This is a genomic window from Paenibacillus sp. GCM10023250, assembly GCF_042653205.1.
GTDB lineage: Bacteria > Bacillota > Bacilli > Paenibacillales > Paenibacillaceae > Paenibacillus_Z.
The window spans coordinates 1-11016 of sequence record NZ_JBHSHY010000075.1; the positions used below are offsets into that span (position 1 = coordinate 1).

The 11016-nt window shown below is 46.3% G+C and carries 10 protein-coding genes and 1 pseudogene; 7 read left to right on the plus strand and 4 right to left on the minus strand.

What is annotated here, in order from left to right; genetic code table 11:
* Nucleotides 1–444 precede the first annotated feature (444 nt).
* Entirely contained in the window at nt 445–1542 is a 1098-nt protein-coding gene (locus ACFPB1_RS27035; RefSeq protein WP_379229324.1) for a DUF3626 domain-containing protein, read from the plus strand.
* Nucleotides 1543–1618: 76 nt separating this feature from the next.
* On the opposite strand, the gene ACFPB1_RS27040 is transcribed toward ACFPB1_RS27035, so the two are convergent.
* Nucleotides 1619–2446 (minus strand): copper amine oxidase N-terminal domain-containing protein, encoded by an 828-nt coding sequence (locus ACFPB1_RS27040; protein ID WP_379229314.1) that lies wholly within the window; start codon nt 2444–2446, stop codon nt 1619–1621.
* 544 nt (nt 2447–2990) lie between these two features.
* On the opposite strand from ACFPB1_RS27040, the gene ACFPB1_RS27045 reads away from it, so the two are divergent.
* Together ACFPB1_RS27045 and ACFPB1_RS27050 are read left to right on the plus strand one after the other, a co-directional pair.
* Entirely contained in the window at nt 2991–3353 is a 363-nt protein-coding gene (locus ACFPB1_RS27045) for a YrdB family protein (protein WP_379229315.1), read from the plus strand.
* A gap of 77 nt (nt 3354–3430) precedes the next feature.
* Nucleotides 3431–4288: a GNAT family N-acetyltransferase gene (locus tag ACFPB1_RS27050; protein WP_379229316.1), complete on the plus strand. Its 858-nt coding sequence runs from the start codon at nt 3431–3433 to the stop codon at nt 4286–4288.
* A 760-nt stretch (nt 4289–5048) separates the two neighbouring features.
* On the opposite strand, the pseudogene ACFPB1_RS27055 reads toward ACFPB1_RS27050, so the two are convergent.
* The 3 genes and pseudogenes from ACFPB1_RS27055 to ACFPB1_RS27065 all read right to left on the minus strand — a co-directional run bounded on the left by ACFPB1_RS27055 (nt 5049) and on the right by ACFPB1_RS27065 (nt 7017).
* Nucleotides 5049–6293: pseudogene (locus ACFPB1_RS27055) on the minus strand (IS4 family transposase).
* Nucleotides 6294–6417: 124 nt separating this feature from the next.
* Entirely contained in the window at nt 6418–6615 is a 198-nt protein-coding gene (locus tag ACFPB1_RS27060) for a TetR-like C-terminal domain-containing protein (protein ID WP_379229318.1), read from the minus strand.
* 6 nt (nt 6616–6621) lie between these two features.
* The gene (locus ACFPB1_RS27065) at nt 6622–7017 is read right to left on the minus strand and encodes a TetR/AcrR family transcriptional regulator (RefSeq protein ID WP_379229319.1); all 396 of its coding nucleotides are present in this window, start codon (nt 7015–7017) and stop codon (nt 6622–6624) included.
* A gap of 361 nt (nt 7018–7378) precedes the next feature.
* On the opposite strand from ACFPB1_RS27065, the gene ACFPB1_RS27070 reads away from it, so the two are divergent.
* From ACFPB1_RS27070 to ACFPB1_RS27085, 4 genes are all read left to right on the plus strand, one after another.
* Nucleotides 7379–8014 (plus strand): helix-turn-helix transcriptional regulator, encoded by a 636-nt coding sequence (locus tag ACFPB1_RS27070; RefSeq protein ID WP_379229320.1) that lies wholly within the window; start codon nt 7379–7381, stop codon nt 8012–8014.
* Between the two features lie 176 nt (nt 8015–8190).
* Entirely contained in the window at nt 8191–9810 is a 1620-nt protein-coding gene (locus ACFPB1_RS27075) for an FAD-dependent monooxygenase (protein ID WP_379229321.1), read from the plus strand.
* Between the two features lie 603 nt (nt 9811–10413).
* A complete protein-coding gene (locus ACFPB1_RS27080) occupies nt 10414–10704 on the plus strand; it encodes a transposase (RefSeq protein ID WP_379229322.1) in 291 nt (96 codons plus the stop codon).
* A gap of 59 nt (nt 10705–10763) precedes the next feature.
* The coding region (locus tag ACFPB1_RS27085) for an IS3 family transposase (protein WP_379229323.1) at nt 10764–11016 on the plus strand (253 nt) is incomplete at its 3' end.

Sequence of the window (11016 nt, forward strand, 5' to 3'; positions counted from 1 at the left end):
ATCTACACCTCTAATCCAGGGGGGTGGCCGCCATCTGTTTATCGCGAAAGAATGCTGACACAAGCAGCTTAGTAGCGGGATTTCTGAATGAGTGTGTTTTCAAACTGCACTTTTATTGACAACTCCAAAAATAGGTTATAATATTATATGTGCTAGCTGTGATTAAACTCACTGGGAACGATAGTTGTATAGTCAAACTGATTAAGCTGCCGGCATATGATCGTTTGCCGCCTCAACGAGAGGCGGTTTTTTTGCTAGATGGGAATGAGTTGAAATTCAAACCGGTTGAGCTCCTTTTGCCGTCGCATTCGGCATGCGTGGGCGAACTGTTAAGACGTTATAGGTGTAAGGAACCGAGGCAAGATGAACGACCCGACATGTGTTATCATCATTGGAGGCGCTATGCAGGGCTACCGGTATTAGAAAGGTAGATGATGAAAAGTGTTGGATAGCAGACAACTAACAAATTCGCAAAGCTTATCGATAAAATACATTCGTGAGCACGCGCTTACCCGAAAAAAAGAAGCTACAACTCTGATTAAAGAAATATTACAGATGTCCAATATCCATTGGGACACCTATGAAAGTGCTCTTTCCAAACTACGGTCCAATGCAAGAATCGCATTACATTTTCATCCCGATCGTCCACTCGCAGATACGACATGCGTCGCACAAGGACTCCTTGAACAAGGTACATATAAAAGTCAGTTCGAAACCCATATATCCAATGGGAGCCCTACTGCTTACTTAGGAGGAGCACGTGATCTCTGGGAGAAGCATTTATTCCATGGTGCTTATCATATAGATGGTGCGGCCATTCATGAACGCCCCAAATACGGTTCACTTAATGTCATGTCACACGTAGACGGGCCTTCTCCGCGATTTGGCTCGTGCTTTTTCCTCCTATCTCCCCGCGTATCCTGGCGTTCAACCTTCACGTATGGAGATTCTTACACGGATCGACCTGAAAAAGGGACATATGAGGAATTCGATATGATCATGGCAGCGCTGCTGAACGATACGTTTTCTCGGGAATTTGCATTAGGTGAGGAAGGTCTAACCCCTAGCAAATTCATTCATCGTCTTTTATATGATCTTGATAAACCCTATCCGAACCCTATCCATCCTATGCCTAGACACAACCTTGACCACTATGTAGAAGCTCAAATACATGGTGAAATATCGCTTAAGGATGACGTAGAAATCCTAGTTGCCGATCCTTCGTTTAAAGGAACTCCAATTGGCAGCATTTTAGAGCGATTATGCATGAACTATTCAATCAAGTTCATTTGGAATACAGGATATTATTTGAAGGTGGAAGCGGTGCCAACGGACTTTAGAGGGCCGACCATGCCCGCTTTAGCCAGACGGATAGAAAAGGATGGGTACATCAACGCAAGTATTATCGGAGATGCGGTAAATGAATTAAATCGCAATCCAGCAAATTGGAGTGACAGAGGCAGCTATGCAGAGGTGCTTCAAGAGTTGAAATTGCTATGGCATGTTTTAGTTCGCTTTGGTAAACCGCAGGGTACGGATTGACATAGCAATCTATCAGTGTGATGTTCGAGACCGGCCGTCATGATTCGAACTTAGATTTTAGGATTGCATGCTGTCATTAAGAAGAGAAAATTCTAGCGACCGTAATAATATATTGAACGTCTTCTAACGGGAAGGTTTGAGTTACCGTTACTTCTTCGCCCATTTTAACTTCGGAAATAGCAGGGTATGTTGGGCGACTATAGGAATCTGTTGCAAAACCGCCAAAACCTTTACCATACGACACAAGTGGATGAATATCCGCTTTACCGGCTGGAATGTCATTCCCTGTCTTGTTCTTGGCTGTAATATTTATTTGAAAAGTACCATTATTGAGTTGTTTTATTGAATAATGCTCAACCTGAAGAGTATTATCTTTATGATCTGGATAAAGGTCGTTTCCTTTAAAATCCATGAAAGGCTCTCCTACAAGTATGCTTTCATCGTCTAGAACAAGTACTCGAAGCAGACTATCCCAATGATATTTTAAGTTCGTAGTGTCTAAAAATAACCGAATCGGCAAGGAGATCGATCCGTCTTTGATTACAGGTTTTGTATCCATGCGGAAAGGTTGTCCATCCACTTCGGCTTTCTCGGAACCCACAACAAATTTAAAGGTATGGCCGAGCCATACAACTTGTGCCGTTTTGCTATTAGCTTGATAGGAGACGCTGCCGCCGAACAATTCATTAAACGCTCGAAGAGGAATTCGTAACCGATCGTTCTCATCTACAAATGGAGCCGTGGGATGCGCGTAAAGAATAGAATACGGTCCTGCCTTTAGATATACGTGGGAGTAGGTTGGCAATGATGAGGTACTTGTAGAAGAAGCTGCGGATACGTTGTTCAGTTGACTCAAGCAAAAAAAGGAAACTAAACTAAGAAAAGCGAATATAAATCGTTTCATTCCATTAACGCCTCTCTTTCACTATTCTTCGGGACTTATCTCTATGACGCTAAGATGCACAGTATTGTTACGATAGAGCGAGGAGGAATTAACTTGAACGCGAAGGCATTCGTTTATAAAGTCATGTGGTTGTTGGGTTTGCTTGTATTACTGGTTGTGGGATATCATTTGGAGAATACTGTGCAGCGAATCAGTTCAGATACGTTTAATATCTTTCCTCAGGTCTGGTTCTCGTCGCTTCTCCCTTCCTTTTTTGGCGGTTATCTGTCGTTGTTATTTATTAAGCGCTGGTCCATCCACATTAATGCCTCTTTGCTTTGGTGTATAAGTCTTCCTTGCCTCATATTGACGATCTATGTTCCCGTTATATCCTCGATTGCTTCACAGACAACCTCCTCATTCTTTAAGATACCGATGTGGCTGCATCAGATAAATCACTTTGGTATCCTATCATTTGTAGGCGGATTTACCTTGCTTATTGCGCTATTCGGATTCCGCCGCTCTTGAACAAAAGCTAGTCTCGCATCATGGATAGGAGAGGTAGATGAAAATGAAATCGGTCGCCGGCAGTATCCTGACTGTATTTTTTTTGCTGGAGCTAGGTGCGATGGTTGCGTTCGGGTATTTTGGTTATCACATCAAGGCAGGGGCAGCGGTCAAAATCCTACTGGCAGCCGCTTTGCCCCTCGCCGTCGCCATTCTATGGGGGGTGTTTCTTGCCCCGAAGGCTGCGCTTCCCGTCTTTTCCTTTCCGGTTCGAACGGCATTGAAGGGTATTGTGTTTGTGCTCGCTTCGGCAGCTTTGTATGCAGCCGATCTCAGCACGCTCGGGTTTATTTTCCTTTTGCTTTCCATCCTTCTCGTGGCCGCTGTCTTTATCTTCGATTTGCATGAGGTGAAGATGTGATATACGCGGGCTGCCGGCGCAGGGGGCAGGTGGTGTGCCGCGGCCCTGATCGAATAACAGTGATAATGGAGTTTATAATGCGGACAGCAAAGGAGAAAAAAATGGTAACGCCCCAACAATTGCGAGATATCGAACAGTTGCAAAACGTGTGCGAAACGCATGATCATGTACAATTGAAACTTAACTGGGAAATGCTTCGAGACCGCGGATCCGATTCGTTGGATTTTTTTCATTACGAAAATGACGAGCTTGTCGCGTTTCTGGGCCTGTACGCATTTGGTTCTACCGTCGAAGTATGTGGCATGGTTCATCCAAGCGTACGACGAAAGGGGCATTTCCATCGATTGTTCCGACTCGGCATGGAACAGGTGAAGCGAAACGGCTACAAGAAAATCTTGTTGAACGCGCCTGCGGGATCCGCTGCGGCAAAAGGGTTTTTGAGCAAAATCGGTGCTGCGTACGCATTCTCGGAGCATCAAATGGAGTGGAAAGAGACCCCTCTCGAAGAACCCGACGGGATTCTCCTCAGGCGAGCTACAGTAGAAGATTACGAAATGCGCGTACGATTAGCCGTTACGGCGTTCGGCGTGGACGAAGAGGATGCCAGAATGATGGAAAGCAAGGTCATGGGGGATAACACGGAAATCTTCATGATTGTTGTGAACGAAGGCACGGTAGGGAAAATCAGAGTGAGCCGGGAAGAGGGGCAAGCGTGGATTTATGGATTTGCTATTTTGCCCGAATACCGAGGCAAAGGAATCGGCGGCAAAGTGTTGCGCCGAGTCATCCAAGAACAACGCTCGGCCGGGCACTCCGTACACTTAGAGGTCGAAGCGAGAAACGATCATGCACTGAGGTTATATGAATCAGTCGGATTCAAAGCGGTGCATGCGCAAGATTATTATATTATAGCTATCAACCAAGTCTTTCAGTGAAACGAAATTTGAGGAGGAGATCGTCTGATGTCTGGAATTAGTATTGTCGGTATACTTGTTATCGTCATTCCGATCCTTCTAGTGATTTTGTTTGTGACCTGGATTGTTAAAAAACTTGCAAAAAGATAATCAATACGAAGGCAGTCGACCAAACGATCGGTTGCCTATCGCTCCTCGAAAACATTTAAAGAGCCTAATACATGATATGGAGCTAAATCAAGGATGAAGTTTTATTTAAAGAAGACAATTATAATTACTTTGGTTGTGTATCCTGTATTTCTTCTCATAGTTTATTTAATGGCGGGCTTTGTAATTGGGGCATTTGTTTTGTTTTCTATTCTTTTTTTATTCTTTTTGATTTTCCAGTTCGGATACTACTGGGTAATTGAGGGTGAGAAGATTTGTAAATACACATTTTTTATGAAGCATGTCGATATTGAAATATCTGAAATAAAACGAATAGAGGCTTATAAAACAAAACGGCACTTGTTGGAATTTCACCTGATATGCTGAAAGGCTTTTTGTGGGCATCCTCCTTCAATTCAAAAGCATTTAATCTTTTAAAAAGCAGCTATAAATTTGTCCTTGCCGTTGATAGTGCATTATGAGATTCAAGTTAACTGTATTTCTTGCCATCTGTGTATTAGTAATTGTCACTTTGAGTGCTTGTTCTAAGATATTCCAAACCCTACTAAAAGGAAGTGTTTATCATGAACCTGATTCATCTCTCAGAACATGTGCGAATCAGTCACTGAACAAGTCATAAGAAACGAATCATTTCTCCATAGTCATGCACAAAAGAGCAAGATCCACGGCGATCTTGCTCTTTTCCTATGATCCATCTGTAGTCTATACAGATTAATACTACTCTTCGTCGCCTTTCTTTGGAGGGGCGACTTGGCTTCTGTTTCATTCGCTTCAACCACTCGGCGTAAGGCTGCCACAGCAATTTGGTCAGCCATCTGGTCAACTGCAGCATGCTGTGATCGACCTTTGTTTCTAGTTTGACGAGTAGAAGTAAGCAAAAGGCGATCAGCGTGATCCAAATCTGGTTTTGCACAGCGCGGTCGGTCTGACCATGGAAATGCTTGATCCGCAGATGTTGTTTCATCCATTTGAAGAACGTTTCAATCACCTAGCGGCTTCGGTACATGTCGCTGATCTCATCACAGGTCAGGTCGAATCGATTAGTAACCAAGAATAACAAATTCCCCTGAGAATCTTGCGTTTGGACCATTCGAAGCAGATGCTTCATTTTCTTCTGCGGAGAGCCAACTCGTACGATGACATCCTCGTTTACGCTGCTCCCTTTCGGAACTTCCTGAAACGTAATAGGTTCGATACACGCATTACTCTTCAGCCTTGTAACGAAGAAGATATCCTGTTCGCAATAGCGATCGAAAGCAAAATAATCCATGTAACCTCGGTCAAAGATGTACGTCATACCAGGTTCATCAACAAGCGCATCGAGCTGAGTACGATCATTCTTTTTGGCGTTTGTAAGGGTTGCCTTCTCAGGCAACACATCTTCCTCGCCTACGAATGCCAGTCTCATATGCAGCTTGATGCCGGCTTTGGATTTCCGAAACGTAGCCCATTTGTATTTCTGCAAACAAAGTGCAACTGTGGTCGAGTCGATAATCCTGATCTTATGACGTGCAGCCGGAGTAGCATAGACGGAGAGAATCCGTCGCGATAGACGTTCAAACAGCTGCTGAAGTAAATCTGGATTCACTTGATTATGCTTCCGACTAAGTTGTGCTGCGGAAATGGACTCCAGCCCAAGTTCACGTTGAAAAGCCTTGCATAGCACATCATCTGAAATATGCTGAAGCCCTTCTCTTCCTTGCAATTGTGCATGCAGGAACAGCTTCAGATAAGCTGTCGTCGCTAGCTTCTTCACATATTTATCTTGCTGAGTTTCATCCACCCCATTTGTGAATGTTCTCGTACATATTGGCGCTAGCCATTTACCAAATGAAGAAAGTAGAGTATGCTTGTCCATGCGATGAATCCTTTCAGTGGATTATGGACAGGGCTACCTTCCATATCTATTGTAAAGGATTTTTTTATGCGCAGATCAAGATAAGACTGAAAGTTAAGAAGATTCAGAGAACATTAATGCAACGCTAGTGATGGGTCCGTAAAATAGCAGCGCTTGCCTGACGTTTGGTAATAAGTCTGACCAGCTGTTCTTGCATATAATCGGGCGTATACCGAAATCCGTTCTCAACCCAATGGAAAACAATACCGAGTAAGGCATGAAGGGAATAGATCGTAAACAACTCATGGTTAATTCCGTCATCCGGATAAATAATTTCCTCCATTGAGATTTATTTCAATGCAATAAACATCTTATCTTTAAGAATGGGGAGAACGTCACTTTTCAATAATGCGTTATAAATGGAAGCGTTTCGGTAAATGTGCTCGAAAATCATAATGGATTCGGCTGGTATTTCATTAATGCGGAAAACCTCGTTTTTTTCGTAAGGAGCGCGGAAGGACTGAGTCAGGTTGCGAACCAAATCACCCAAGAGCTCGTCAAGTAAATCATCTTTGCTCTCATAATTGAAATAAAACGTTCCTCTATTATAATTGGCAAGCTCAACAATTTCTGTTATTGAAATTTTAGCGAAAGGCTTTTGCACCATTAGGGTCAGCAGGGCTTCCTTCAGTGCCGTTCTACTGCGAGCGGTACGTCGATCAATTTTGGTAAAATGTTTCTTCATAATTTTTCACCGAGGGTGTTTTTCGACTGCATTTTTATCGTAGCACTCCAGTGGAGAAAATTGTGCCGTTCTCACCTTCATGGCCGGGACGGAGCCGACGGCGGCTTTATCGAACGAAGAGTTGGCCCAGGCCGTCGATTTGATGGCACATGCGCCGATGGATGGCTTTACGCCGATACCCGCAAACTCCATGGTCGACGAAGACGCCCGATCCGTCGAGAACGCCTACGCGAGAATGACGAATCGAGCGGCGAATATCCGAGTGACACAGCGAGATTACAGTCCTGTCCAAATAAGAGAAGATGACAGGCGGTTCCGCCGTCGTCCTTATAGACATAGTCATCTTACAAATAGTATAGTTATGACCATGACGAAAAATAAAAAAATCCAGCGCTCTCCACTCACAATAGCTGTGCTTGCGCTTCTTGCAGAAGAACCTATGCATCCGTACCGAATGCAGCAACTGATCAAAAAACGAGGAAAGGATGAAGTGATTAACGTTCGGCAGCGCACCAGTATTTATCAGACCATTGAGCGTCTGCTGCGGGATGGGCTTATCGTAGTCCGAGGGACCTCGCGGGAGACGGGGCGTCCTGACAGGACCGTGTACGAAGCGACCGAGGAAGGGAAGGCGCTGCTCCTGGAATGGCTTCGGGACATGTTGTCCGCCCTGCCGCAGGAGTTCCCGGAGTTTCCCGCGGCCCTCTCATTCCTGGGCCTGTTGCGAATTCAGGAGGTCGAGCAGCTGCTTGAGAAAAGAACGGTCGCCCTTAAGGAGGAGCTCGCGCGAATCGACTCGGCGCTTCAAACTGCCAAAGCCGCGATCCCTAGGCTGTTCATGCTCGAAATGGAGTATAAGCGTACGGTGATTGAGGCTGAACTGAAGTGGGTGAGCTGTCTGATCGGCGATATCCGATCCGGGGATCTTGTATGGGATGAGGAGTGGCTACGCGAAATCGCGCAACGATTCGCCTCTCCCAATAACGAGCCGGTTTAGCTGGAAGACGATAAATATCCTTAGATACGGACCCGTATGCGATTGATGCGTAGGGGTCTTTTTCGTACGGAAAGAAGGAAAATAAAATGGCTGGAACCTATTGACTTAGTTTAATTATGAATAGTAATATTATAACTATATTAAGGTCGTTGAACGAAGAAAGGATGAATAAGGGTATGGATAAACAGGTTGATCAGTATCAGGCGTTTGATGAAGCGGTTCCCGTTCTTATCGTCGGAGGCAGCTTGGTCGGGCTTTCTCTTTCTCTTCTTCTTGCCAGGCAGGGGATTTCTTCAATGGTGGTCGAACGTCATCCAACTACGGCGATCCATCCGCGCGTCGCAGGGTTAACCGCCCGAACAATGGAAATTTATCGTTCATTGGGACTTGAACAGGATATCCGAAGCATAGCACCGCCGTTCTCGAAGGACAGCAAGGTTTTTCAGGCGGAGAGTCTTGCGGGGCAAACGTTTAATGACACGGTCGAAGATATGAGCGCTTTCTTTACGGATGCAAGTCCTGCCGAAGGCAGCTCCATTGCGCAGGATATATTGGAGCCCATTTTGCGAAACCATGCAAAGCGGAATGGAGTGGACCTGCGATACGACACGGAGATGGTTACGTTCGAACAAGATCAGGATGGCGTCTCCGCTATTATTCGCAATCGGTCCGATGGCACTTCACGACGAATTAGGGCCGGCTTCATGGCCGCAGCCGATGGCAGTAAGAGCGCAGTCAGGAAGAAGCTGGGTATTAAACAGCACGGAGCGGGCACGATCATGAACAATATGAGCATGGTTTTCGAGGCTGATATTGCAGAGCTATTCGCTAACCGAAATGCCGTTATGGGATTCGTGCGAAATGAGACCGTGATGGGAGCGCTTGTCCCTTATCCCGGCACCTTTATTCGTTCGGATCTCTATAGATTGGATATTTGGTACGATCCCAATAAGGAATCGGTCGCGGATTATCCCGAGTCGCGTTGTATTCCGTTGATTCGGGCTGCGATAGGGATACCGGATATTCCGGTGAGGGTAAAGACGGTCCTTTCCTGGGAAATGGCCGCTCGCGTATCGGATCGCCTTCGCCAAGAGCGAGTGTTTCTGGTCGGCGATGCTGCCCGGGTACAGCCTCCGGCAGGCGCCCTCGGGGGGAATACGGGGATTTCCGAGGCACACAATCTGGCATGGAAACTGGCAGCCGTTCTTCACGGTCATGCAGGCCTCGGTCTGCTCGACACCTATGAAACGGAGCGTTTGCCAATCGCGGACCTGACGGTCGAGCGAGTTACCGCTTTATCGCAACAGCGTGCTACGGAGGACACGAAACAAATCACAGTCAATACGCTGATGGTCAATATGGGTTATCGTTACTTAAAAGGCGCATTTGAGATAGAGGACGTTCAAGATACCAAACCAATAAACCTTCCCAACGAATGGAGGGGGCTCCCAGGAACGCGCGCGCCGCATGTTGTTTTAAGTCAAAACGCGAACCGCATGTCAACCCTCGATTTATTCGGTACTCAATTTGTCCTGATGGTGGGCCCTGAAGGGAAAGAATGGATTCAAGCGGCAAATGAAGCGGCGGAGAAGCTTAATCTTTCTTTATCCGTCCATCATATTGGAGCTGATCTGACTGATTCGAATGGGACGTTCTGCAGCTCTTATGGCATCGATGCAACTGGGGTTATTCTAGTAAGACCCGACGGGATTGTGGGCTATAGGAGTTCGGAAATGGCGGATAACCCCTTGCGGTCGCTGGAAAATGCTCTTTCGGCTATCCTTTTTAGTTGTTGAAGGCGCACGGCGCCGCTAGGCGGCGAACACTGAGAGCTCAAACTGAGACCTTATACGTTGGTCCGGCTTCGTAGCAGACATGCAGTTGCTCCGGTATTCCTATTTTCTTCATGAGCTTTCGAATGGCTTCAGGTGTGTGGGGAAAGTTCCCTAGGAAACGCGGTTCGCCACGCCCAGCATTCGCGTTTTGTGGAATCCTTCATATAGTGGCTCCTTTTGAGTGTAGCTCTGGCAGTTGGTTTTAAGTAGACTCCCCTACACATTGTAACCACATGCAACCTACGTTAAGCGATTGGGGCCGCCTCGTTCATTTATGACTATACGATCGGGACACGATAGCTCAATCATGACACGACGGCAGCCGGCCTCAGAACGACCGGCTGCCGTCTTTGCGCTAACGGGCAGCATTCCTATAATGAAGAAATACAAGGTTTGAGAAACAAAAAGACTCCTTGGTATGATGTTGATGGGTCCACGATGCTGGCCAGCGACCGGACCCAAAAACAAACCAAGGAGACTACAAGATGGAGTGCTACGATAAAAATGCAGTCGAAAAACACCCTCGTATGAAATAAAATGAAAGCTGACGAGGGGACGAGAGAAATGAATCGATATGACAAAGCATTCAAAGAAGAAGCCGTAAGATTGAGCGATGAGATTGGACCAAAGAAAGCGGCCGAGCAGTTAGGCGTGGCCTACCACACCTTGCAAGGGTGGAGAAAGCAAAGAACCCTCCACGGTGACGGAGCGCATGTCGGGAGCGGACGAGCTTATACATCTGCCGATAAAACGGCACGTGAAATCGAATTAGAACGAGAAATAAGCGAGTTGCGCCGCGCGAATGAAATTCTCAAGGACGCACTCGGTTTTTTCGCAAAAGACCGGAAGCGGTAAAGGCATGCCAGCTCTATGCTTACATCCGTGAACGACGGAATCGGTGGCCCGTCAAAGAGATGTGCAAAGTACTTGTTGTCAGCGAGTCGGGCTATTACCGTAGCTTGAAGCCGACATCCAAACAGGAGCGGCAGCAACTCCTTCTGGTCAAAATCAGAGAGATCATCGGAGCACATGAAGACAACAGCAATTACGGTGTCCGGCGTATTCTGCTGGCGCTGTCACAAATAGAGATCACAACCAGCTACAGCACCGTCTATCGAATCATGAAGAGGCACGGCCTGCTGAAGAAAGTGAGGCGTCATCCAAACG